The sequence below is a fragment of the Cohaesibacter celericrescens genome (genome assembly GCF_002866925.1).
In the GTDB taxonomy this organism is placed as follows: Bacteria; Pseudomonadota; Alphaproteobacteria; order Rhizobiales; family Cohaesibacteraceae; genus Cohaesibacter; species Cohaesibacter celericrescens.
In genome coordinates this window covers 1-24,024 of sequence record NZ_PKUQ01000052.1, presented here as the reverse complement: position 1 = coordinate 24,024, position 24,024 = coordinate 1, and the positions used below count along the sequence as shown (strand labels likewise).

The window sequence follows — 24,024 nt, the reverse complement described above, 5'->3', positions numbered from 1 at the left end:
TCCCTCGCGCTTTCAAAGAGATCCTCCATATTCCTGTTATCAGCGGAGGTCCTGAGGAGAATTTAGGCATCGCTGGGGCTTCATGATTGACGAATATCAATTTGCAATTCAGGGACGCAAATCGCGAGAGAGTCACCAAGCTCTGGCCCTTCAGCGAGCTGCGTTAGCATATTGATGCGCGTCAATTGGATGGGGGTTTTTACAGTTAGTTTGTTTTGGGGATCCAGTAAGGAAAACCACGCCACTCGAACATGAGCCGGAGCCTGACGATGGACAGACAAAAACAATTCAATTGGACCTTTTGGATGGTCGCTGGTGTGCTGTTGGTCGCCCTGCAAATATGGATCGGTAATCGCAGTGTGGTGTCCCTACAATATAGCGAGTTTCTGTCCTATCTAAAAATGGGCCAGATTTCGGAATTAACGATCACTGAAAGTAAAATCCGCGGGGTGTTCAAAGATCCGGAGAATGGCAAAAGCTATTTTGTTGCCAATCGCATCGATCCCAATCTTGCGACCGAATTGGAAAAGTATGATGTTTCATTCACCGGAGCCTCAGATCAGAACTGGCTGACCACGCTTTTCTCTTGGGTTGCTCCTCTTTTAATATTCTTTGCTCTCTGGATGTTTTTGATTCGCCGTGTTTCGGGTGGGCAGGGGTATGGCAATCTTGTGAACATAGGCAAGTCCAAAGCGAAGGTTTATCTGGAAACGAAAACCGGAGTTTCTTTCAAGGATGTTGCAGGTGTGGATGAGGCAAAAGCGGAATTACAGGAGATTGTTTCCTTCCTCAGGGATAAGGAAAAATATGGGCGTTTGGGTGCTCATATTCCAAAGGGCATTCTTCTGGTTGGTCCTCCCGGAACGGGCAAAACATTGTTGGCGCGTGCGGTGGCTGGGGAGGCCGGAGTGCCATTTTTTTCGATTTCTGGCTCGGAATTTGTCGAGATGTTTGTCGGGGTTGGTGCAGCGCGTGTGCGTGACCTGTTTGAACAGGCGCGTAAGGCGGCACCCTGCATTATCTTTATCGATGAATTGGATGCACTTGGGCGTGCTCGGTCCGCATCGGCTGGCTATGGCGGCGGAGACGAAAAGGAGCAGACACTGAACCAACTCCTTTCTGAACTTGATGGCTTTGATCCAAGGGTGGGTATTGTTCTTTTGGCGGCAACAAACCGGCCGGAAATACTGGATGCTGCTCTTATGCGTGCGGGCCGGTTTGATCGGCAGATTGTGGTGGATCGGCCCGAGCGCAAAGGCCGCATGGCCATTCTTAAAGTACATGCCAAGGGTGTGACCCTCTCGGACGACGTCGATCTGGATCAGGTCGCCGCGATTACGCCGGGTTTCACCGGGGCAGATCTTGCCAATCTTGTGAATGAGGCCGCTATCGTGGCTACCCGACGGGATGGGGATCAGGTGACCATGGCGGATTTGACAGCGGCAGTGGAACGTATCGTGGCTGGTGTAGAGCGCAAATCCAGAGTGCTGGGACTTGCAGAAAGGACCCGCGTTGCGCATCACGAAATGGGCCACGCACTAGCTGCCGCGAATGTTGTCCACTCTGATCCGGTGCATAAAGTATCAATCATTCCGCGTTCGATTGGGGCTCTCGGCTATACAATGCAACGGCCGACCGAAGACCGCTTTTTGATTACATTCTGTGAGTTAAAAGATCGCATGATCGTTCTGATGGCGGGAAGGGCTGCCGAGGAATTGGTGTTTGAAGAGGTTTCAACCGGTGCGACCGACGATTTGGCCAAAGCAACGGATATCGCCAGGGAATGCGTCACGCGGTTCGGAATGGTTGCAAAATTAGGTCAATCTGTTTTGGAGGATAAACACGGCAAGTTTATGGAACAGCAGGTCTTTGGCATGGCGGCCAAGGACTATTCAGAAGAGACGGCCCGCGAGGTCGATCTGGCCGTACGCCAACTGATTGAAGAGTCCTATCAGAAGGCCAAGACAATTTTATCCGCGCATTTATCCGATCTGAAGGCGGGTGCCGCCCTCTTGTTAGAGAAGGAAACCATTACGCCGGTAGATTTCCCCCCTATATCACGAGGCAACAATAAACCAGAGGCTACTGAGACCAATCGGCGGCTTGAGGCACACCAAGACAGAGCTACGTAGGAGACAAGCTGATGAGGGATAGAGTTGTTGCTCTCGCAGAGAGGATACGTGAATTGGAGGCTGACTTGGAACAGGAACTCGAGAGCCGTCGAAAACTGTTCAGCTATAACATGGAACAGCGCAAGATCGGGTTTGCGCGCGATATTGAACGGCAGCATAAAGCATTAAAGCAAAAGCTTGTGCTTTACATAGCCGGTGCTCGCCCTTTGGTTGTTTTGACGGCACCTATCATCTATTCGGGTTTGGTCCCTTTTATTTTGCTAGACCTTTTTCTGACGCTCTATCAGGTGACTTGTTTCCCAATTTATCGCATTAAGGCCGTTAAAAGAGCGGACTATATTGCGTTTGATCGCAAATATCTTTCCTACCTCAATGGGTTAGAGAAACTCAATTGCATGTATTGTTCATATGGCAATGGATTGTTGGCCTATGCCGTTGAGGTTGCTGCACAGACTGAAAAATACTGGTGCCCGATCAAACACGCAAAGCGCATGCCCGGTGTGCATCGCCATTATCCTGAGTTTCTTGAATATGGTGACGCGGAAGGCTATCGACAAAAACAAGAATTATCGCATCACGATTCCAAATGATATTCCAGATAGGCCGCAACAAGGTCGTTATGCAGAGCCGTAATAGGATTCTCGCTGACGGCGATCGATATTGTTGCGCAATGTGCCACAGGTAACTTCAGCATTCTGATTGGCCCATCTTGAAGTGCGAGCATATATGCGGAATAACGGTCCTACGAGTTTGGTTTGAATATACTTTCTTGACAATTTGGGGGCAGCACATGGATCACTGGGCACTGGCTTTACAAGCCAATTGGGGCATCACCGCACAGTTGCGCCGCTTGGATGGGGAGTATGACCTCAATTTTCTGGCAGGGTCCGGCAACGGGGTCGGTTATGTCGTCAAAGTCATGCGTCCCGATTGCGAAGAGTGGCTGGTTGCACTGCAGATTCAAGCGATGGATCACATCCACGCGGCCGATCCAACCCTGCCTAGCCCCAGAGTCATTGCTGCCGCATCAGGCGCAAAGTTTCTTCGTTTAGCCGATGCAACTGGCGTCGAGCGTCTGGTTTGGGTCATTGAAGAGCTGCCTGGCAAATGCTACGCCCTCTCCGCTCCCAAATCCGCCGCGCTGATCTATGAGGTGGGGCAGGTCCTTGGCCGTGCAGCCAAGGCGCTGAAGGATTTTCAACACCCGCAGTTGGATCGGGATTTTAAATGGAACTTGATGCAAGCGGGGTGGTTCGCCGCGGAGCTCGACTGTATTAGTGATCCTGTTCGTAAGGCTCTTCTGGACCGGATCCACACTGAGTTCGAGGTGATCAAACCGGCTTTGGATGCGCTGCCCAAGCAGGCGATTCACAACGACGCCAATGACTATAATATTCTCATAACTGGCAAACTCGGCGCGCCGACGGTGTCCGGCTTGATCGACTTTGGCGATATGTGCTCTGCACCAAGAATCTGTGATCTTGCTATAGCCGCGGCCTATTTGGTTCTGGACCATCCCACCCCGGAGATTGCACTGGCAGCCTTGGTGGCCGGTTATCAGACGGTTTACCCGCTGACGGCCCAAGAGATCGACTTGCTCTGGCCACTCCTACGGGCACGCCTTGCGGTTAGTGTGGTGAACTCAACCATGATGGCGACCGAGAACCCCGCCGACCCGTATGTGACCATATCTCAGGCACCCGCATGGGATTTTCTAGAAAGTCATGATCTTCATGGCGGGCTTCTCTCTGCTCGCCTTCGTACCGCTTGCGCCTTGCCCGTTGTCGACGGCGCGGATCGTATTATGCGCTGGTTGGAGACAGAACGCGGCAGTTTTGCGCCGCTGATGGGAGAGGATTTGAGAGATACACCAATGGGGTCCCTATCGGTGGAAAGCTCGACATGGCCGCAAAATCCTTTGCATATGCCTTTGGAGGAAGCCGCCCGTGTGGGGGAAGAGTTTGAGGATAATGGCCGGATCTGGCTGGGGTATTATCATGAACCAAGGCTGATCTATACCGATAAGGCTTTCCGCAAGGGGCCTTGGAAAGCCAGTGATCGGCGAACGGTCCATTTGGCTGTCGATGCTTTTGCCCCGGCGGGAACACCGATGTATGCTCCTCTACAAGGGGTGGTCTTTGTCGCCGAAAATCGCGACACCCATCTCGATTATGGTGGTGTCATCATTCTGCGGCATCAAACGCCGCAGGGCGATCCGTTCTACACACTTTATGGCCACCTTGATCCCGAGTTTCTCGATCGTCTAAAACCCGGCGATGTAGTCAAAAAGGGTGAAAAATTCTGCCGATTGGGCGATCCGACCATGAATGGAGGCTGGGCGCCACATGTCCATTTCCAACTCGCTCTAACCACGCAAGGGATAGAGGCCGACTGGCCCGGCGTCGGTGATCCGGATGAAATGTATTTGTGGCGGGCGGTTTGTCCGAACCCGGCGGCGTTGCTTAATCTGCCCGACGATAAAGTGCGCTATTATCCCACCGACAAGGGTGAGATTTTGGACAAAAGACGTGCGCATTTTGGTGGCAATCTCAGTCTGACCTATACAGACCCGATCATGTTGGTTCGGGGCTGGAAGCATCACCTGTTCGATGAATGGGGCCGTCCCTATCTGGATGCATACAACAACGTGCCCCATGTGGGCCACGCACACCCACGGATACAGGCCGTGGCGGCGGATCAACTCAAACGCATAAACTCAAATACGCGTTATTTGCATCCGGCACAAACGGCTTTTGCTGACAAAATACGATCGAAGTTGCCTGAGACTTTTCAAGTCTGCTATTTTGTCAATTCCGGTACCGAGGCAAATGAATTGGCGTTGCGTTTGGCTCGCGCTCATACCGGTGCAAAAGGCATGGTCACCCCCGATCATGGGTATCATGGCAACAGCACCGGAGCGGTCGCCATTTCTGCCTATAAGTTCAACAAACCCGGTGGTGTAGGCAAAGCCGATTGGGTCGAGCTTGTTGACGTGGCCGATGACTATCGAGGGGCTTTCCGCCGGGATGACCCAGAGCGGGCGCAAAAATTTGCTGATCTCATAGACCCCGCTATTTCTGCATTGAAAGGAAGAGGCCATGGGCTTGCGGGGTTCATTGCTGAGACCTTTCCTTCAGTCGGCGGCCAGATTATACCGCCTCAGGGCTACCTCGCTGCGGTGTATCAAAAGATCCGCGCTGCTGGCGGTGTTTGCATCGCCGACGAGGTCCAGACCGGCTTGGGGCGCCTTGGTGAATATTACTTCGGCTTTGAACATCAGGGCGCGGTGCCTGACATCGTGGTCTTGGGCAAGCCCATTGGCAATGGCCATCCGTTGGGCGTCGTCGTAACATCCAAGGCAATTGCCGAGAGTTTTGACAACGGTATCGAGTTTTTCTCCACCTTTGGCGGCTCTACCCTGTCCTGCCGGATTGGCAAGGCAGTGTTGGACATTGTGGATGACGAGGGGCTTCAGGACAATGCACGCCTCATGGGTACACAGCTGATCGCGGAGCTCCAAACACTGGAGGCAAAATACCGCTGCGTAGGCGACGTGCGTGGTATGGGATTGTTTGTTGGACTAGAGCTGATCCATTCAGACGGATCCGAAGCAACCGAGATTTGCTCATATATTAAGAACCGTATGCGCGATCACCGTATTCTGATCGGAAGCGAGGGGCCCAAGGATAATATCTTGAAAATCCGCCCTCCCCTCACGATTGAATCGGCCGATGTCGACATGATCGTGATGGTTCTCGATAGTATTTTAGCGGAAGTTGAAATGGGAGCCAGTGATGCCCCTCGTGACAGCTTGTAATCAGGATCACAGACGATACGGGATCATGACATTAAGTAGGATGCGATTGTTTCGGTTTTGTAGGGTTCAACACGATGTTACGCATATCAGATGAGTCAGAATGCCCGAATTATTGTTCGGACATTCGCGATTGTAGAGTGCAAAGACCCAGAATTTAGTAATGGTTAGACGAGGGAACAGGCTTAGGTGCCGTCTGTCCAGTTTCTTTATCCATATCCCTGGCAGCGGCCTGAGCCGCACTCATAAAGAGCCCAATGTCACCCGGGCCGATCAACAATGAATGGCCTCGGTCTTTCAATTCACCAAAGGTCCAACGGGGCCGACCAACCGTACCCATCAGTTTGCCCGTTGCTGTAATCCGCGCTTCAGCTGTGGCGGAAAGCTCTTCTGCGGCGTCTTCGCCCAATTGCTCCAACAGACCAATTGTACCAGCCAGGTCGTTTGGGCCGATGAAAAGCATATCAATGCCATCGACAGCAGCGATCTCTTCAATGTTGGGGATGGCATCTTTATGCTCGATTTGAGCGATGAGGAACAATTCGTCATTCGAGCTATGCAGGTAGTCGGTGTTCGTGCCGTAGTGTGAGGCGCGGCCAACAGGCGCTGCGTAGCCGCGCGTGCCTTTGGGTGGGTAATGTGTCGCCGCGACAGCGGCCTCAGCGGCTTCCTTGTCGCAAATCATCGGCACCATGATTGATTTTGCGCCGATTTCCATCAAACGTTTGAGATACACTTGGTCATTCCAAGGCGCACGAACGAGAGCATGTCCACCAGCAGCTTCAATGGCGCGTAGCATGTTGGCAGTTGTCTCCAAGCCTGCAGGCCCATGTTCGTTGTCGATCATCACACAGTCCCAGCCGGCCCAAACCGCAGCTTCGGCCACAGCAGGACTGGCTAGTTCCAACCAAATGGAACGGACACATCGGCCACTAGCGATTTGCTCGCGTAGCCAGTTATTCTTTTTCATTATTTTTTACCTTTCTGTATCGATCTTGGGCGGATCACTTCGCGAATGGCCCGCACAATCAGCAGTGCCCAAAGCGCCAGTGTGATAACGCCAAGCACTAGCGAATATTGACGTTCGAAAAACAGTAAGAAATCACCCTGTGCCTTGATCATCGAGATCATGAAATTGTCTTCGATAATTTTACCCAGCACGATACCAAGGATAGCCGGAGCAAGCGGGATACCGACTTTCTCCATGTAATACCCCATGATACCCAACACCAGCACGATCCAGACCGCAGTTACTGTGCCGGCAATTGCAAAGGCACCAACCAGTGAAAACAGCAGGATAATAGGTGCCATGGCAGCGCGTGGTACCTTGAGAATATACGTGGAGGCGAGAACTGCGAGAATGCCGACGGGTACCATCATAATGTTAGCTACCAGAAAGGAGCCAAACAACGATGAGGTTAGTTCAGGCTGATCGGTGAAGATCCGTGGTCCGGGCGACATGCCTTTAAGGAGCAACACACCGATGGCGATAGCTGTAACAGAATCCCCGGGGATGCCGAAGACCAACGCAGGAGTCCACGCTCCGCCAATGGCCGCATTATTGGCAGACCCGCCTGCAGCGATACCAACAAGGCTGCCCTTACCGAAAGAGTCAGGGTCTTTGGAAAACCGTCTCGCAATAGCATAGGAAATCCAGGCCGCAATATCGGCTCCTGCTCCGGGCAATGCACCAACCATGGTGCCCAGTACAGATGAGCGCAAAATGGTCGTCGGGAATTTTGCTACTATTTTTAGCGCGCGGCCCAAAGCTGAGATGACATTTTCAGTAACCTGAAGAACCTTTTGTTCTGGTTGATCCAGTGATTGCGCATTTCGCAACACCTCTGAAAAAGCAAAAATACCGATCATTGCCGGAATGAAGCTGATCCCGTCCAATAAATCGGGAACCCCAAAGGTATAGCGTGGATGACCGACTGCAACATCAATGCCAACCGAAGCGATAGCCAAACCGATAAATAGGCTGGCGAAGCTCTTGGGAACTGTTCCCCGACCGACAAATACGGCGCAACTGAGCCCCAATCCAGCTAGCCAGAAGGTTTCAAAACTTGAAAAGCTGATGGCAATGCGGGCCAATTGGGGAGCAACAAGCATCAAAATAAGAACGCCGATCACACCGCCGACCGCTCCAGTTATGAGTGAAACGAAGAGCGAGGTTCGTGCGCGGCCCTGTTGGCTTAGGTTAAATGCATCGTCTACATAGGCGGCCGAAGCCGGAGTTCCTGGAATGCGCAGCAATGTACCTGAAATATCGCCTGCAAAAATCGCTGTAGTGGTGGTAGCGACAATGGCACTGATCGCAGGTGTTGGATCGAGAAAAAATGTAAAGGGAACCAGCAAAGCAACCGCCATTGTCGCGGTGAGCCCCGGTACGGCACCAACAAAACAACCATAGAAGGTCGCCGCTAGAATGATGATAAGATTGTCCGGAGCGAGGACGTTCATAAGAATGTCTGTGAACATGATCAATTCACCAAGCGTAAGCTTCGAGCAGACCCCAAGGCAACGGGACATGCAGGAAGGAATAAAAGATCAGATGCACCAAAACGGTCACACCCACGGACAACAACAACGATTTCCACCAAGTGATCCCGAACAGAATAAAAAGTCCGAGCGTCAGGGGCAGAGCAACCAGATGGAAGCCGAGTGTATCCAGAAAAACAGCGAACAGAATAACGCCAAATATGACGGCGAAGCTATTGATCCAGGCCTGTCGTGACATTGGTGGTGACACCTCATGCGGCCCGTCAGTTCTGCGCATTTCGATGAGACCCGTTGTCAAAACCAGAAGTCCGCAAACCACCAGGCCAATGCCAGCGATAGTGGGGAAAAGCCCCGGTCCTTGTGTCATTCCGCCCAACGTTGGAAAGCTTTTTGCCTCCCACGAAAACCACGCACCGAAACCGGCCAATATAGAGCCGGTCAAGACATCCTTGTTGATCATGCTGTCGCTCACTTCTTCAAGGGAATATAAGGCCGGGGCATGGCTTAAAAGCCTGCCCCGGATAGAAACGTGACATGACAGTCACACGCCAGATGTTATTTTGCGAGGCCGATTGCTTTAATCGTTTCGCCAAGCGCCGCATCAGATTTTTTGACAAATGCGTTGAGTTCTTCAGTCCCCATGAGCACGACATCAGCACCGCGGCTGGCTTTGAATTCAGCCCATTCTTTGGTTGCCATGACTTTCAGAGCGGCTTTCTCGTAGGAGCAAGCGATCTCTTTGTCCATGCCTTCGGGGCCAGATACGGTGATGAAGGCTGCCAGTGTCCAGCCGGAATCAAGCTGCTCAGCGGTTGTAGGAATGTCAGGCAGTGCGGCCATGCGCTCGCTATGCATGTAGCCCAGACCCTTCAACTCACCCTGTTCGATCAGGTTTTTGGCTTCCGATTGTGCAACGGTCACCACGTCCACGCCTCCGGCCATCAATTCTTTCATGGCAGGACCGGCACCTTTGGACGGAATCCAGCGGATTGATGCGGGATCCATACCTTCAGCATTGAGCATACCGGCCAGAGCCAGATGCCAAATTCCGCCCTGCGATGTACCAGAAGCGGTAAGCTTGCCCGGTTCGGCCTTGGCAACATCGAGAACTTCTTTGAGGCTGTTATAGGGAGAATCTGCCTTCACTGTGAAACCGGCAGGAACAACGTCGACCAATGCGATCGGTGTGATGTTTTTATAGGTAAGGTCTGTAAGACCAACCCAGTGCATCGTGTTGATTTCTACTGTAGCAGCGCCCACTGTGTATCCATCAGCTTTCGCGCGTGCGAGTGCAGAGTGACCCGTAACACCATTGCCACCCGTCCGGTTGACCACGTTGAAGGGTTGCCCCATTTCGTTGCTGAGCATACTGGCAAGCATGCGCGAGTTGGCATCTGTACCCCCACCTGCACCCCAAGGCACGACATAGGTCACAGCCCGCTCAGGTTTCCAATCGCACTCCGCAGCTGCCTGCGTTGCAACCAGTGCACCGAGACTCAGTGCCGTTGCGCCAAGTAACGTCTTAACGGTAATTTTCATCATGAATTCCTCCATATTTAGATGAATAACCTCTCCAGTAGAGAGCTTATTTTGGGGGCCTTCAGCCGGACATCTACCCGCTTGAGGACCATTTCTTTACAAACAAGCCTGCCTCCATGCCTGTTTGCATTTGTCTTGCAGTCCTTGATGAAACCACCAATGACTGATGATCGATTGTCTCGTTGCCTAGCTCTCTGCCGCTCTCGCCAAGTTTTAGTAGAGCGTTCAGCAGGTGGGCCTAGATGCACTCACCGTTCCACCGGCATCATAAAACACCCTATATTTACCCCGATGGACGACACCGGAGACATAAACAGACCAGAAAGCGGCGAGCTGCGGAAATTTCAGAATTTGTGTGTTTACCATACTTGTGAGCCAAAGGATTTTTGGCCTACAAAAAATTAATGGCAGCCGCAATAGATGCGTTTTAACGCGGTAAACGAGGTTTCCTCCAACGTATCCCACTTCCTCCATGTTATCAAAAGGACTACCATACTATTTAGTGGCGTTCAATATTCATTTTAGTGAAGTTAGTCATATGTTTAGTAAAATTGGCATGGGGATGCTGATAACGAAAAGCAGTCGTTTGGATCATCAGCATTGGTACCGATGTATGGTGAGCATTTGGTGTTTTTAACAAGCCCTCTCAACCAAACTTCGCAGGACCTGCCGTGTAGAATCTGCTTCTCGTTTTTGGAGGAAAAGGACAATTGAAACCGCTTAAAAGTACCGCGATGCAAGCCGATCTTCGCAAGACCAATCCTGAGAAAAATATGCACCGCTTTTATCACTTACGTATCGAAAGGACCTTGTTTGAAGACTGGTGCCTCATTCGGCGATGGGGCCGCATCGGTTCAAACGGTCAAGCCAAACGGCAATGGTTCACAAGTATTTCAGACGCCAGCAGCGCGCTGGAGAAAGTGGCAGGGATCAAGAAACGACGCGGGTATGTGCCAAGCCATGCCGCCCCTATGCAATTACGTCAACCACAGGTTCCGCTTTGATGCAAAGGAGATTGTCGGGGCACTCGGATCCAAGCGAACCAGATCATTGATTATGCAGACTGGGTTTATGATAGAGAAGGTTGCAAAGCAGAAACCGCATCGTCAACAAGCTCTTTTGTCGGTCGAGACACGTCGAGCCTGATCACATCTGTCTCATCGACAGGATATTCTAGGGTCTCCATCTGGCTTTCAACAAGCTCTGCTGGCATGAAGTGATTGTCACGCTGCTGCATTCGCTGACGCACCAAATCCAGGGACCCATCCAGAAAAAGGAAACGCAGATCAGATGCTGCGCTCCTAAAACAGTCACGATATTGTTTGCGCAGTGCAGAACAACTGACAACGCGTGTTTCATTCTTACTGGCCCAGTCGGACATAGCACTGGCAAGCGAAGCCAGCCACGGTTGCCGATCCTCGTTGGTTAGCGGTTGTCCAGCGGCCATTTTGCTTACATTTTGGGGCGAGTGAAAATCATCACCCTCAACAAAGGGGACGCCAAGGTGCTCTGCGATCTGTCTTCCCAGCGTGCTTTTGCCCGTGCCGGATATTCCCATGACGACAATGATCATACCGAAGGTCCCCTTTTTATTGTCAAGCCTGATCGTCCCAATCATGGTGGAATACGCCCGCCTGATCGATACGTTCGAAGGTGTGCGCACCAAACAGATCGCGTTGCCCCTGAATGAGATTGGCTCCCAGAACAGGACAGCGTCGCGCATCCAACCAGGCTAATGCCGAATAAAGCGCAGGAACCGGAACGCCTGCTGCCGTGGCAAATTGAACGATTTGCCTTAGCGGGCGCTCTGAGGCCGCCAGTGTTTTGGCGGCAAATTCGCTGGCTAGTATGTCTCCATTGTCCAAGCTGGACGATATAGGGTCGAGCATGGCCGCCCGAATAATACAACCGGCCCGCCACCCTTTGGCAACGGCACGCAAATCTGTATCCCAATGCTGTTCGTCTGATGCGGCTTGGATCAGGTCAAATCCTTGTGCATAGGCGGCAAGCATAACGGCAGGAAAAGCTTCGCCAATCATACCAGCAATGTTCGTCACCATATCTGGGGTGTAATCGAGTTTGGCGCGGGTGTCCGGCAGCCGGTCGCGTGCAGATAGTGCGCGGGCAAGAAAGGCCGCAGCGACAGCCGGCAAGGCAATGCCATAATCAAAACCGGCTTCGACGGTCCAGCGGCCCGTCCCTTTGTGGCCGGCACGGTCTCGAATAAGCTCGACAAGTGGTTTGCCTGTTGCCAGATCCTTCGTTGCCATAACTGTGGCCGAAATCTCAATCAGGTAGGAAGCGGCTGGGCCTTTATTCCAGTCTTCAAAGGCTGCTGAAATCTCCGATGCGGACATATTGCCCGGATCAGACATTAACAAATAGGCTTCAGCCAGCATTTGCATGAGGGCATACTCGATACCGTTATGCACCATTTTGACAAAGTGCCCTGCCCCACCCGGACCATGGGCGGCGTAACAAGGTGTGCCATCATGTGCACGAGCAGCAATGGCTGACAACAGCGGTGCAACGGCTTTGACTGCTTCTGGAGCGCCTCCGGCCATAAGAGCTGGTCCATGCCGTGCGCCTTCTTGACCGCCTGAGACGCCCAAACCAACAAAGTGAATGCCATGTTCGGCCAGTGTGTCTTGCCGCCGAACTGTATCTTGATACAGGGTATTGCCACCATCCATGATGATGTCGCCTGGAGCCAAAAGCGGAATGAGCGAATTGATCACACCATCAATAGGCCCGCCTGCTTTCACCATGATCAATATTTTGGCTGGTTTTTTCAAACTGCCAATAAGCTCTTCCAATGCGCCTGTTACACCAACCTTGGGCTCAAGGCCCCCGCGTACTTTTTCAACCACCTCAGGAAAAGGGTCAAATGCGGCGACTTTAAAGCCGCTATCTGCAAAGTTTAGGGCAAGATTGAGCCCCATAACACCTAGTCCAATGACTGCAATATCAGCTGATGATTGAGAAAGCATAGCGGGGAGAACCTCTTATTGAAGGGCGGGATTGTGCATGCGAGCAACAGCACGAACCCCACACAGAGTGGCGTCACGAGACGTGATGTGCCGACATAAATAACCAGCACGGCTTAAAGCAATTTCGTATGGTTTGGCAAGCTGCTCTGCACACACCAATAGGATTTCATCCTGTTGACTGCAAGAGCTTGGAATGAGGCCGGTAAGCTCACTGCCGATTAGAAGGCCGGATAGATAACTGGCGGTTTCCGGTTCGGCAATTTCTTTGGCAAGAACGCGCGACCTTGCCGTGAACAAATGATGCAAAAGACCGCCTGCATGCTCGGCCTGTTCCAAACCTTTGACGAAGGCATCCAAGTTAAAGGGAGCCTTTTTGTTTGCCATGAGCCCAAGAATGGAATGCTCGAGCATCACTTCATAGACTTCACCTGTCATTGCTGTCGCAAAATGTGTAAATGTGCCCGCTTCAACCTGAGCCCACTTACTGTGGGTGCCGGGAAGGCACAATGTGGCACTCTGCCGTCCTGTCAGTTCCAAGGCACCCCAAATTTGCACCTCTTCCCCGCGGATCACGTCCGCATCCTGTGGTGCGCCCTTTTGGGAAACCCCAGGTATGATAAAGGCGTTATCAAGCTCGGTAACGGGCACAATCTGTTGCGCAATGTCTGATAGTCCAAGGGGAAGCGGCGGCTGGGGCGCCCATTGCCACCCTTGCGGTGCGCCAACCATACCGGCCATATAAACAGGTACCGGCGTGTTCCGCCATGGAGCCAGTTGTTTGTTAGCATAAGCGGCAAATTCCTCGCGGGCCAAGGCACGCATGCCCAACCCATCGGGAATTTCAGCCAAAATGGTGCCACTTTCGGCTTCGATCAGCCAGGCACGAAAAGCCGTTGTGCCCCAATCGACAATAATCAACTGATCGCTCATCGAATAGCCTCCCATTTAGCAACAAGAGCTTTGGCCGATGCAGCAACATCTTGTGGAGTGCGTCCGGGTTTCCAGAGATCCGACCCGATACCAAAGCCAACAACGCCATGGGCGACAAACTCTTCAAACTCATTCGGCCCTACACCACCAACAGCCACAACTGGCAATTGGGGAGGGAGGACCGCTTTGATATCTTTGATATAGCCTGCTCCAAGACGAGCAGCAGGAAAGATTTTCAGGATAGTCGCACCGGCTTTTGCGGCTGCGAGCGCTTCGGTTGGCGTCATACATCCATTGGCGATTGGCATATCGCTGGATACGGATGCCTCAATGACACTGAGGTCGGTGTTGGGCGTCACAACAAAACGGCCGCCAACCTCTTTGAGACGTTTGACATCTTGCGCGCGCAGCACAGTTCCTGCGCCGATCAGCACACCTTCAGGAGCGGATTTTGCCATCAGCTCGATACTTTTGAAAGCATCGGGAGAATTCAATGGCACTTCAATGAGAGTGAAGCCTGCCTCTACAAGTATCTTGAGAATGGCTTCGCTCTCGTCTGGCGTAATACCGCGCAGGATGGCGATCAAAGGCATTTGAGCAAAGGCTTTGTCAAATGCTACTGCGTTATCGCTTACCATTCCGCTACGCTCCCATCTTCATGTCTCCAAGCCGGGTTGCGCCAGTTATGGCCAACCTTGGATTTTTCTTCAACAAATTCTTCGTTGATTTCAACACCGAGGCCCGGACCAGTTAGGACCGGCAATACACCATTTTCAATTTTGAGCGGGGTTGGGTCCATGACATAATCCAGAACATCATTGTCGACATTATAGTGAATGCCCATGGATTGCTCTTGAATAAAGGCATTGTGAGACAAAAAGTCCACTTGCAGAGACGCAGCCAAAGTCAAAGGCCCTAGTGGGCAATGCGGTGCTATTGCAACATCATAGGCCTCAGCCATGACGGCGATTTTGGAAAGTTCTGTGATGCCGCCACAATGACTGATGTCAGGCTGAAGAATATCAACCATACGGTCTTCCAACACATCGCGAAAAGCAAACCGAGTATGCAAGCGTTCTCCAGCTGCAATTGGATAACTCAGTCCACCAGCAATTTCTTTGAGACATGACAGATGCTCAGGTAGCACCGGTTCTTCAACAAACATCGGATGGAATTGTTCCAGCTCGCGCATCAAGGCCTTCGCCATGGGACGGTGGACACGACCATGGAAATCTATTGCAATGCCAAAATCGGGGCCAACAGCAGCACGGGCTTCTGCAATCCGTGCAACGGCATCATCGATTTTGGCATGGCTATCCACGATAGCCAATTCCGGGGTGCCATTCATTTTGCAGGCTGTAAAACCCTTTTCCTTGACTTCAAGGGCTTGTCGTCCAACATCGGCTGGGCGATCACCACCAATCCAGCAATACATGCGCATGGTGTCGCGCACAGGCCCGCCGAGCAATTCTACTACGGGAACGCCCAGGGCTTTGCCTTTAATATCCCAAAGGGCTTGGTCGATCCCAGCAATTGCTGACATTAGAATAGGCCCGCCCCGATAGAAACTCCCCCGGTAAAGGGTTTGCCAGATGTCCTGAACGTGACGCGGATCCCGTCCGATCAGCAGTTCCGAATATTCATGGACTGCGGCTTCGACGCTCCGGGCGCGGCCTTCAATTACCGGCTCACCCCAGCCGCTGACGCCTTCATCGGTCTCGATTTTCAAGAACAACCAACGCGGAGGAACCATGTATGTTTTTAGTTTTGTGATTTTCAAAATAAGCCTCCATTAGGGGGAGATATTCTCCCTTAAAGGAAAGGGAACCGCTGAGGATTAAGTGGAAATGCTCTTCCTCAGCGGATTAGTCGGAAGGTGGTTTAAACCATCCAAAGCACAAGATTGGGGAAGGCCAACATCAATGCCAGCACAATCAGCTGCATAGCGATGAAGGGGAGCAACGAGGAGAAAATATCCCCCAAACTAATCTCGGGTGGTGCAACCCCTTTAAGATAGAAGGCCGCCGGACCAAATGGCGGGCTCAAAAATGAAACCTGCATATTGACCGCAAACAAAATGCCAAACCAAATTGGGTCGTAACCAAGCTGGATAACGATTGGCACAAAGATTGGCAGCGTTAACATGGCAATACCGATCCAGTCGAGGAACAGGCCCAAGACCAGCAAGATCAGCATCATAACCATAATAATAACGACCGGTGCTGCATCCAGACCCAGAATGGTTGCGGAGACAAAACGGTTCCCGCCCATCAAGTTGTAGACACCAACGAGGGTTGCTGCACCAATACCAATCCAAACGATCATGCCGCATGTGGTCAATGTCTGCATGACGCTATCGTTGACCAATTTGAAATCCAGCTCGCGCCGGATGAGGGTCGCAATCAGCACACCCAACACCCCCATAGCTGCAGCTTCCGTAACGGATGCGATGCCAGCATAAATGGTGCCCAGAACCATGAAAGCGATTGCGGCGGGCAAAATCACTGCTTTGATTGCTTGGCGTTTGGCCGCCTTGCGTTCCCCTACTGGGATTGGAGGCATTGGCGGAGCCAATTCGGGGTTTATCAAACAGCGGACCAATACATAAATTATATAGAGGGACGCGAGCAATACGCCCGGCGTGATGGCGGCGACAAACAGATCGGCAATTGATACCGAAGCGATGAGACCATAAATAATCAGCACGATGGACGGCGGAATCATGGTGCCGAGAGAGCCACCACCACAAACCACACCAATGGCGATTTTGCGATCATATCCAAGACGAAGCATTTGTGGCAGCGCGAGAATGCCCAGAAGCACGATTTCACCACCGATGATGCCGGACATCGCTGCCAGAAAGACGGCAACGACCAGTGTCTGAATAGCAACGCCACCTGGCAATCTGCCCGCCAAGACCCGCATGCCCGAAAAGAGATCCTTCGCTATTCCCGATCGATCCAATAAAGATGCCATAAAGACAAACATGGGAACGGCAACCAGCGAATATTCCGTGACAAAGCCATAAACACGACTGATTACCAATGGAAGAGCATTGGGGCCAAACCAGCCAATTGTAAAGACAAGTGCAACCAGACCTGTAACAAAGGCCAAAGGCAAACCTGTCAGGAGCAGAAGGAAGATACTGCCAACGAGCACATATGTGCCCCATTCGATACCAAGCGCCTGCAAACCAAGACCACCCATCACTGGATCTCCTTGTTTGTTTTATTGTCGTTTAACGCCTGAACCGCTTTGACAACATGCAATATTGTCTGAGCTGCCATAATAGCAAGCGCGAGGAGAATGACGCCCTTCGTGAGCGCCGGGAACGGTGGGTTCCAGCTGGTGCCTGAGCGTTCAAGCTGCAAGTCACCCATTGGATTATGAGCAGAGCGCCAAAACAGCACATAAGCGGCATAGGTCATGCTGAATGCGAAGATAAGGGTGATGAAACTGTTGAAGACATCCAGCCAAACGCGAACTCTGGGGGAAACGGTATCATATATGATGCGCACCCGAATATGTTTGTCCTTGGCCATAGCAATCGGCCCACCCAGAGCGAAAATAATGGCGATTAGAAAGACCGTTGTTTCATGGACCCAAGACGTGGGGCTGTCGAAGGCATATCGACTGATGACTTCTGTGACACTGATGAGCATGGCAAGAAAAACCAGCCAGGCTAAACCGCGACCACACCAGTAAATGGCGGCATCAAGAGGGGTTTTAAGCTCTCCATCAATGCCGGAAACCTCTGCCGGAACAGGGATGTTTTGATCTGATGACATGGAAGCAACCTTTGGGAGACAAATCCGCTTTAAGTACCTGAGGTAAAAGGCTTTTGAAGTGCGGAAAAAGGTATGTCAGGCGGACGGGTGTCCGCCCGACATAAGTCTTTTTACATAAGGTTGCGTTCCGTAAGGAATGCAACAACCGAGTCATAGACTTTTTGGGTCAATTCATTTTTCTTGGCCCAGACTGCCCATTCATCTTTAGCAATGTTGCGGAACTTTTTGCGTTCTTCAGGTGCCATATCGATGATTTCGATATTTTCATCCTGACGAGCTTCGGTTACAGCAACAAGATCACGTGCTTTCAATTTGAAAACAAGATCATAAGCCATTGCGTCTGTTGCGGTTTCCATAACCTGTTTGATGTCTGCTGGCAGGCCATCCCAGATTTCTTTGTTAATGGACACCGCGACCATTGGCAGGGAGTGGAAGCCAGGATAGTTCGGATACCGAGCGAACTGATGCAGACCTTGTGCGTGGTTGGTTGAGAAGACGGTGTAATCGGCTGCGTCGACCACGCCTTTTTCAAGACCGGTGTAGACTTCAGACCCTGGCAGGTTAACCGGAGAAGCGCCTGCTTTGGTGAAAATGTCGTAAACCATGCCTTCTGGTGCACGGACTTTCAAACCTTTGAGGTCTGCAACGGTGCGGATTGGTTTTGTGCTGACGAACGCTTCCAGTCCTGTTGCTGCGGCACCGATCAGATGGACATTGTAAGGCTCAACCAATTCATTGTAGAGCTCTTCACCACCGCCGTATTGCATATATTCAAGAAACTCAAGCGGGTCGCCCCATGCGCCAACCAGATTGCCAAGCATAGAAAAGGCTGGGTTGAGACCGGAGAAATAGCTTGGGTCAGTCAAGTGACCTTGTAGAATACCTGAACCAACGGCATCCAGTGTCTGGTTATGCGGAACAACAGCACCGGTGGACAGGATGTCGATTTTGACTCGTCCGTCGGTCATGGCTTCAATGTTTTTTGCCCATTGCTGTTTGATCACAAACTGTGGTTCACCTGTGGTTTCAGATGTCTGAAAAGTCCACTCGTAATCAGCCGCAGCTGCCTGGTGAGCCATCACCAAACCGAGTGCTGCGCCTAGCAGTCCCCCACTTTTGCGTAGTAGTTTTGAAAATGTCATAAGAGCACCTCCTTGCTCGTTATCCGGCGTTATTGCTAGATAATCGTCCCTAAGTTTTCTTTGAAGAAATGGTTGGTTTATCTCCTGCCTGACTGTTAGACAGAATTTCTTTGTTGCCGGAATCTTCGGCCAATCCGAGGTCACGGCATGTTTGGTTCAGGATTCTGACTGCTGCTGTATGGGCGGCTTCAGGGTCTCGCATCCGAATGCTTTCCATCAATTGGCGGTGACGCTCCAAGCTTTCCCGAAGTTCTTCAGCTGTCTCGTTGCTGGTTCGGATCACAAGCAAAATGGCGGGGCGTAAAATATGGACGATTTGTGCCCACACCAGATTATGGGTAGCCCGATAAATAGCCTCGTGAAAAGCAATGTCTGCGGCCGTGAAAAGAGAACTCTCTGCACAATCCGAGCGCCGTTCCCAATTGGCTTCCATAACCTCGAAGGCTTCTTCCATTGCCAGAAGATCCCGCGCGTTTGCACGGCCCGCTGCAAGCGAAGCAATCAATGGCTCAGTGGTACGGCGAAACTCGAAAACATCGCTCAGAATGTTCATATTGGGCGCGGCATGGCTAGCGATCCATTGGCTGACCTGAGGGTCAAGAAAGTTCCACTCACCAAAATCCCGGACCTTTGTGCCCCGCCCGGCTTGCCGTTCAATTATTCCGAGGGTCTCAAGAGTTTTGAGGCCACTTCGAACTGAGGCGCGACTGATCTCAAAATGTGCAGCAAGCTCTGTTTCAGAAGGCAAGCCATCGTTTGGTTTGAGTTCACCACCAAATGCACGCCGAGCCAGTTCCTCGGCAACGATATTATCCGCTGCTCTGAGCGTGCCAACTTTCGGTGACAAGGTACTGATGTTCATTGGGCGGCTTCCTAATATTGTCAGAAGTTAAGGTATCAAATGTCAGACATTTGTATAGAGGTCATGTGACATTTAGAGAATAATTATTCTATGCCAATATAGATCTTGAGAAAATATGTATATATAACAATTAGATAGATGGTTTTAGGTGAATGTATCAGGTTGTGTATTATCAAAAGCTTGGGAATAGAATGTAATTGAGGCCGCCAAATTGTGACGTTTGAGCGTCCTCATGTCCAGCTTTGCCGCTGTGCAACCCTTCCCTTCCCTTCCCTTCCCTTCCTTCTCCTCGCCGGCTAGCATGAATTGCCATGTGTTTTCTGCTAGTGTAAACCTCGCGCCATTCTGACGATCTGTCGCATTATTGATTGGGTGCCCTGCCCTTTATCATCAGTGTTTGACTTCCTTTTCAGTGGATTAGCGAGCTTGGGCTGATCATGAGACGCCGCTAATTGTGTCCCAGAGAGGTTCAGGTTGTGCGCGAGTACCCATGGCACTGCCTGACACATGTGTCGCCTTGGTTGTTGGACCCAAAGCAAAGCAACGCTCACGTTGGACAGAGTTCAGTGTGTTATGCACTCTGTCTTTGTTTTTTGGGCGGGGAGACGCGCAGTGCCAATAAGTGACACTTACTGATGTAATTCTAGGATTATTTATTCTTTGCTGACTTAGCGATCATAGCGCTCGACCAGAATGAGCTTGATTTACCGCTTGATGATATAGAGAGACATGAGACATCAAAGCCGGTTTCGGCGTCGGCTTTCTATAGAACGGATCATTTCAGATAACTCTGCATGTCCCATCGAGAAGTAATTTTAGCAGGTGATTGTGGAATGATCATTTTTGGGGCCGTAACTACAACAAAGGCCTCAAAGCAAGCTCTCATCCTACCCTGTGTATCCGCAATCGAAAGCTTTACACATTTTCGACTTTTCATAACGAGACTTCGTGCAAAGGTGAAAGCAAGGTGTTTGGTGAATTCGCGAACATGGGTGAGACGTCTTGTGTAGGAAAAACAGGTGGAGTCCTGGCTTGTGGCAGAAGGGATAAAGCCCAGAGAATTCTCTGCCAATGAGCTCTTAAAGGTCCCTCACATTTTTACTAGAAACTCGAAGCACGGAAGCCGGTCATTTAAGGTGGATCCGTTGGGTCATCAACTGGCGGATCAATGTCTATTGATTGTGCTAAAAGGCGGACGCCCTCGCCAGCGGCATGGAAATGGAGATAGCTGCCTTGTTGTCGACTTGATAGTTTGCGCCATAAAGTGAGCACGAGATAGCCACCATCTGCCTGTTGTTATTGGCCAGCTTTGTTGTTGTGCAAATTGACATTAAGGGGTCCATTATTGATTGATCCTCATGCTCTTTGACACAGAGATAAAGGTCAAAGGCTTTCTTAATGAGAGAGGTGAGCCCAATGCAGCAAATGCCTTTTCGATGTTTTTGTTGTTCACAAATCAAGCGGCTAAAGATACCTGCGACCTTTATCGGTGTTATTATCATTCCTGAGGGTGATCGTTGTTTCAATCATATCTGATGCATGCAAATAATGTGAATTGCGTTGCCTGAAATCTTGAACCGTAGTGTGTCGCTCAGGATGGGAACCCAGCCTGCAGGTTATGTAGATGACCAGTTGCCAATGAAAGGGTTTCTTTTGTTGTCTGATTTTTGTAATTTACACCTACAAAACGGCAGGCAACCGATCGAGCATCAAGCCATTCGCGATCTGACAAAAACTGTAAGTTTGAATATGGTTGAGAATGAATTTTGGATTGCTCAGGGCTCGAAAAGGGGAGGGCACAGTTGAAGCTGTAGGATTGATACCAAACCATCACAGATAATTTTCTTTTTCATTCAATTGCGATTTAGCCCTACAACATCAAGATCTCGATGCCAAATTTTGAGTTTAGGGAACGAGACCAGTTGTACACGTGCAACAAGTTGACGGTTGTACATGTACAACAAGCGGCCAAAGATTCATTTACGTTTCATTAACTATAAAGCTTTTGCACGCAGATACAGAATCGGGTATCACTATCAGCGAATTTATTTGGAATTTTTAAAATAAACGCATTTGGAGTGCCTTGCTGTGGCAGATGACGTTTCATTAGATGAGTCTTTTCGAGCGATGGTATCATCAGATGCCGAGCTATTATCGCGGCAATTGCAATCTCATCAACTCAGAATGTTTCCTCCTTCTGCTCAAAAGCAGCTGCGAAAATTTACGCCCGCGGAGGCTGCTTCCTTTATTGGTATTCATCAAGGATATCTTCGGCAGGTTATTGCGGAAGGCCATGGCCCCAAACCAAATGAAAATGGCAGGCGGTTTTACTCCGCACAGGACATTGAAAATCTGCGCGGCGTTCTCGACGACGGCCTAAAAGGCGGACGTAAATATGTGCGCCACCGCACGGGCGATGAACAACTTCAGGTCATCTCCGTGATGAATTTTAAAGGCGGAAGTGGGAAGACAACATCGTCTTCTCATTTGGCACAATATTTGGCGTTGCGGGGGTATCGGGTTTTAGCGATTGATCTGGATCCGCAAGCATCACTTTCGGCTATGTTTGGTCATCAGCCGGAGTTGGATGTTGGCGAAAACGAAACCATTTATGGCGCGATCCGCTACGATGAAGACCGTGTTGACATAAGGGATATCGTCCGGGCGACCTATACGCCCAACCTGCATTTGATCCCAGGCAATCTGGAACTTATGGAGTTTGAGCACGAAACGCCGAAAGTTCTGGGAGATGGGCAGCAGCGAGAAGCCATGTTCTTTGCTCGAATTGCTGCCTGTCTGTCTGAAATTGAAAGTGCATATGACGTCGTCGTTATTGACTGTCCTCCTCAGCTTGGCTTTTTGACACTGTCTGCTCTTTGCGCAGCCACCGCCGTTTTGATCACGGTCCATCCCCAGATGCTCGACGTTATGTCAATGAGCCAATTTTTGAATATGACTGGTGATTTGCTTGCTGTCGTCGAAAATGCGGGAGGGTCTATGTCATATGATTGGATGCGCTATTTGATCACGCGCTATGAACCAAACGATGGCCCTCAGAACCAAATGACCGGATTTATGCGTTCAATCTTTGGCAAGCGGGTTCTCGAAAATGAGATGCTGAAGTCGACAGCCATTTCTGATGCGGCCCTGACAAAACAAACACTCTATGAAGTAAGTCGCAGCCAATTTACGCGTGGAACCTATGACCGTGCGCTGGATGCACTCACAGCAGTAAACTCTGAGATTGAAGATAAGATTCTTTCGACTTGGGGAAGGAAATAGACATGGCACGAAAAGGCATCTTTGATCAGAGTGATATCAGTGAGCAGGCCAGTGGTCCGGTTGCCGACAAACAGGATCGACCACTGGCAGGTATGGCGCGAACGGGGAAACGCTCAACGGCCATTGGTGCTTTGTCCAAATCATTAGGCACTATTTCGCAACGGGCTGACAAGGCTTCAGAGCTGGAAGAAAAACTAAGGGCAGGGCACGCCGTCGTCGAACTGGACCCGGCGTTGATTGATGGCTCGTTTGTGAGTGATCGCCTCGGCACTTCGGTTGAAGAAGATCAAACGTTGCAGGCTCAAATTCGTGAACACGGGCAACAAGTCCCTATCTTGGTTCGTCCCAATCCAGAAATCTTGGGGCGCTATCAAGTTGCTTATGGGCATAGAAGGCTTGCTGCGGTTAAGGCCCTTGGCATTCCTGTTAATGCTGTGGTTCGAGAACTCTCCAACGAAGAGCTCGTTGTCAGTCAAGGGCAAGAAAACAACGCTCGCACAGACCTTTCCTATATTGAGCGGTCCTACTTTGCCTTTCGACTGGAAAACCAAGGCTTCAGTCGCGATATAATTATGAGCGCAATTGGCGTTGATAAAGCCGCGCTCTCGCGCATGATTGCCCTTGTTGATAAATTACCAAGCAAACTGATCGAGGCAATAGGTCCCGCAGCGAGCTTCGGCCGCACGCGATGGGCAGCCTTGGCGGATTTGGTCGAGGATAAAAACGCACGCGCATTGGCATTTCAAGTGCTTGAAGAAGACGGGTTTCAATCGAAACTTTCCGATGATCGATTTGAAACAGTTTTGCTTCGGCTTCAACCCAAAACACGAACGGTTCAAAATGACCGATGGCAAACTGTTGGTGGTGAGAAGGCCGTAAAAATCTCTGACAAAAAGACCAAACTCAGCCTCGTCTTTGACAAGAAAATTGATCAAGGATTCGGGACATTTTTGGTTGAACGTTTACCTGAGCTGATTAACACGTTTGAAGCAGAGAAGGGCAACCGATCATGACGTGATCTGCAAAAACGAAAAACCCGCCAA

Annotated in this window: 19 protein-coding genes; 6 read left to right on the top strand and 13 right to left on the bottom strand. The window is 50.8% G+C overall.

Going from position 1 to position 24,024, the window contains the following annotated elements; translation table 11 throughout:
* The first annotated feature begins 269 nt into the window (after positions 1 to 269).
* From ftsH to C0081_RS19810, 3 genes are all read left to right on the top strand, one after another.
* The gene (ftsH, locus tag C0081_RS19820; protein ID WP_101535476.1) at positions 270 to 2,132 is read left to right on the top strand and encodes an ATP-dependent zinc metalloprotease FtsH; all 1,863 of its coding nucleotides are present in this window, start codon (positions 270 to 272) and stop codon (positions 2,130 to 2,132) included.
* A gap of 11 nt (positions 2,133 to 2,143) precedes the next feature.
* On the top strand, positions 2,144 to 2,722 hold the full coding sequence (locus tag C0081_RS19815; protein ID WP_101535475.1) for a hypothetical protein: 579 nt from the start codon (positions 2,144 to 2,146) through the stop codon (positions 2,720 to 2,722).
* 200 nt (positions 2,723 to 2,922) lie between these two features.
* Complete coding sequence (locus C0081_RS19810; protein ID WP_101535474.1) at positions 2,923 to 5,949, top strand: aminotransferase class III-fold pyridoxal phosphate-dependent enzyme; 3,027 nt, start codon at positions 2,923 to 2,925, stop codon at positions 5,947 to 5,949.
* A gap of 154 nt (positions 5,950 to 6,103) precedes the next feature.
* Here the strand turns inward: C0081_RS19810 and C0081_RS19805 are convergent, their stop codons facing one another.
* The 4 genes from C0081_RS19805 to C0081_RS19790 form a co-directional block, all read right to left on the bottom strand.
* Positions 6,104 to 6,916: an HpcH/HpaI aldolase family protein gene (locus C0081_RS19805; RefSeq protein ID WP_101535473.1), complete on the bottom strand. Its 813-nt coding sequence runs from the start codon at positions 6,914 to 6,916 to the stop codon at positions 6,104 to 6,106.
* The gene (locus C0081_RS19800; RefSeq protein ID WP_101535472.1) at positions 6,916 to 8,427 is read right to left on the bottom strand and encodes a tripartite tricarboxylate transporter permease; all 1,512 of its coding nucleotides are present in this window, start codon (positions 8,425 to 8,427) and stop codon (positions 6,916 to 6,918) included. The genes C0081_RS19805 and C0081_RS19800 overlap by 1 nt, the downstream gene beginning before the upstream one ends.
* A gap of 7 nt (positions 8,428 to 8,434) precedes the next feature.
* Positions 8,435 to 8,908, bottom strand: coding sequence for a tripartite tricarboxylate transporter TctB family protein (locus C0081_RS19795; RefSeq protein WP_101535471.1), 474 nt, complete (start codon positions 8,906 to 8,908; stop codon positions 8,435 to 8,437).
* Between the two features lie 95 nt (positions 8,909 to 9,003).
* A complete protein-coding gene (locus tag C0081_RS19790; RefSeq protein ID WP_245418004.1) occupies positions 9,004 to 9,990 on the bottom strand; it encodes a Bug family tripartite tricarboxylate transporter substrate binding protein in 987 nt (328 codons plus the stop codon).
* 707 nt (positions 9,991 to 10,697) lie between these two features.
* Here C0081_RS19790 and C0081_RS19785 point away from each other — a divergent pair.
* Positions 10,698 to 10,991 (top strand): WGR domain-containing protein, encoded by a 294-nt coding sequence (locus C0081_RS19785; RefSeq protein ID WP_245418003.1) that lies wholly within the window; start codon positions 10,698 to 10,700, stop codon positions 10,989 to 10,991.
* A gap of 65 nt (positions 10,992 to 11,056) precedes the next feature.
* On the opposite strand, the gene C0081_RS19780 is transcribed toward C0081_RS19785, so the two are convergent.
* From C0081_RS19780 to C0081_RS19740, 9 genes are all read right to left on the bottom strand, one after another.
* A complete protein-coding gene (locus C0081_RS19780) occupies positions 11,057 to 11,560 on the bottom strand; it encodes a gluconokinase (protein ID WP_180966971.1) in 504 nt (167 codons plus the stop codon).
* 22 nt (positions 11,561 to 11,582) lie between these two features.
* Positions 11,583 to 12,977, bottom strand: coding sequence for an NADP-dependent phosphogluconate dehydrogenase (gene gndA / locus C0081_RS19775; protein ID WP_101535467.1), 1,395 nt, complete (start codon positions 12,975 to 12,977; stop codon positions 11,583 to 11,585).
* 15 nt (positions 12,978 to 12,992) lie between these two features.
* Positions 12,993 to 13,907, bottom strand: a complete 915-nt coding sequence (locus tag C0081_RS19770; protein WP_101535466.1) for a 2-dehydro-3-deoxygalactonokinase — start codon at positions 13,905 to 13,907, stop codon at positions 12,993 to 12,995.
* A complete protein-coding gene (locus tag C0081_RS19765; RefSeq protein WP_101535465.1) occupies positions 13,904 to 14,545 on the bottom strand; it encodes a 2-dehydro-3-deoxy-6-phosphogalactonate aldolase in 642 nt (213 codons plus the stop codon). The genes C0081_RS19770 and C0081_RS19765 overlap by 4 nt, the downstream gene beginning before the upstream one ends.
* A complete protein-coding gene (gene dgoD, locus C0081_RS19760) occupies positions 14,539 to 15,687 on the bottom strand; it encodes a galactonate dehydratase (RefSeq protein ID WP_101535464.1) in 1,149 nt (382 codons plus the stop codon). Before dgoD ends, C0081_RS19765 begins: the two co-directional genes overlap by 7 nt.
* A gap of 101 nt (positions 15,688 to 15,788) precedes the next feature.
* Positions 15,789 to 17,114 (bottom strand): TRAP transporter large permease, encoded by a 1,326-nt coding sequence (locus tag C0081_RS19755; RefSeq protein WP_101535463.1) that lies wholly within the window; start codon positions 17,112 to 17,114, stop codon positions 15,789 to 15,791.
* Complete coding sequence (locus tag C0081_RS19750) at positions 17,114 to 17,695, bottom strand: TRAP transporter small permease subunit (RefSeq protein WP_101535462.1); 582 nt, start codon at positions 17,693 to 17,695, stop codon at positions 17,114 to 17,116. The genes C0081_RS19755 and C0081_RS19750 overlap by 1 nt, the downstream gene beginning before the upstream one ends.
* A gap of 110 nt (positions 17,696 to 17,805) precedes the next feature.
* Complete coding sequence (locus C0081_RS19745; RefSeq protein ID WP_101535461.1) at positions 17,806 to 18,837, bottom strand: TRAP transporter substrate-binding protein; 1,032 nt, start codon at positions 18,835 to 18,837, stop codon at positions 17,806 to 17,808.
* A 49-nt stretch (positions 18,838 to 18,886) separates the two neighbouring features.
* Complete coding sequence (locus C0081_RS19740) at positions 18,887 to 19,699, bottom strand: FadR/GntR family transcriptional regulator (protein WP_101535460.1); 813 nt, start codon at positions 19,697 to 19,699, stop codon at positions 18,887 to 18,889.
* A gap of 2,127 nt (positions 19,700 to 21,826) precedes the next feature.
* Here C0081_RS19740 and repA point away from each other — a divergent pair.
* Together repA and repB are read left to right on the top strand one after the other, a co-directional pair.
* A complete protein-coding gene (repA, locus tag C0081_RS19725; RefSeq protein WP_101535457.1) occupies positions 21,827 to 22,981 on the top strand; it encodes a plasmid partitioning protein RepA in 1,155 nt (384 codons plus the stop codon).
* A gap of 2 nt (positions 22,982 to 22,983) precedes the next feature.
* Positions 22,984 to 23,994, top strand: a complete 1,011-nt coding sequence (gene repB / locus C0081_RS19720) for a plasmid partitioning protein RepB (RefSeq protein ID WP_101535456.1) — start codon at positions 22,984 to 22,986, stop codon at positions 23,992 to 23,994.
* Positions 23,995 to 24,024 lie beyond the last annotated feature (30 nt).